The 899-nt window shown below is 70.7% G+C and carries 2 protein-coding genes and 1 pseudogene; all 3 read right to left on the reverse strand.

The annotated features are described in order from the left end of the window. A pseudogene (locus tag A5714_RS27565) lies at nt 1-120 on the reverse strand (hypothetical protein); the annotation flags it as partial. Next, nucleotides 117-692 carry an ATP/GTP-binding protein gene (locus tag A5714_RS04920; RefSeq protein ID WP_068071606.1) on the reverse strand — a complete coding sequence of 192 codons (576 nt, stop codon included), beginning with the start codon at nt 690-692 and terminating at the stop codon, nt 117-119. The gene A5714_RS04920 and the pseudogene A5714_RS27565, both read right to left, overlap by 4 nt. Then, the coding region (locus tag A5714_RS04925; RefSeq protein ID WP_156747175.1) for a DUF742 domain-containing protein at nt 673-899 on the reverse strand (227 nt) is incomplete at its 5' end. The genes A5714_RS04925 and A5714_RS04920, both read right to left, overlap by 20 nt.

An 899-nucleotide genomic window follows, 5' to 3' on the forward strand; every position in this document is an offset into this window, starting at 1 on the left:
CGCGAGGTCGGCGCCCCGGAAGTTGCAGCCGTCGAACACCACCCGCTCGGTGCGCAGCCCGCGCAGGTCCTCGTCGGTGAAGTCGCGGCCGGTGAACTCGCGGTCGGCCCACTCGCTCAACTGGCGGAGAGGCTGGCCAGCGCGTATTCGCTGACCGCGATCAGCGCGTCGGTCGCCGACCGGCGGTCCCGGGCGTCCACGCTGATCACCGGGATGTGCGCGGGCAGGGTGAGCGCCTCACGCACCTCGCCGACGGGGTAGCGGGGCGCGCCGTCGAACTCGTTGACGGCGACCAGAAACGGCAGGTTGCGGTGCTCGAAGAAGTCGACCGCGGCGAAGCTGTCCTGCAGCCGCCGCACGTCGACCAGCACGATCGCCCCGATGGCGCCGCGGACCAGGTCGTCCCACATGAACCAGAACCGCCGCTGGCCCGGGGTGCCGAACAGGTACAGCACCAGGTCCTCGCCCAGGGTGATCCGGCCGAAGTCCATGGCGACGGTGGTGGTCCGCTTGTTCGGGGTGGCCTCCAGCGCGTCGACTCCGGTCGAGGCGTCGGTGAGCATGGCCTCGGTGCGCAGCGGCATGATCTCCGAGACCGACCCGACGAAGGTGGTCTTGCCGGCCCCGAAGCCCCCGGCGATGACGATCTTCGTCGACGCGTGCGCGCCGGGGTCAGAGTGCCTTGAGGCCACGCAACGTCCTTCCGATCAGGTCCTTGCGCTCGTCTCGGGTCGAGCGCTCGGACAGGGTCCTGTGCACTCGAAGGTAGCCGGACAGGACGAGATCGCCGACCAGGACGCGCGCCACGCCCAGCGGTAAATCCAGACGCGCGGAGATTTCGGCGACCGACGGGCTGTCCACGCACAGCCGGACGATCCTGCCGCGGGCGTCGCCGGCCG

Source organism: Mycobacterium sp. E2462 (assembly GCF_001672685.1).
Classification (GTDB): domain Bacteria; phylum Actinomycetota; class Actinomycetes; order Mycobacteriales; family Mycobacteriaceae; genus Mycobacterium.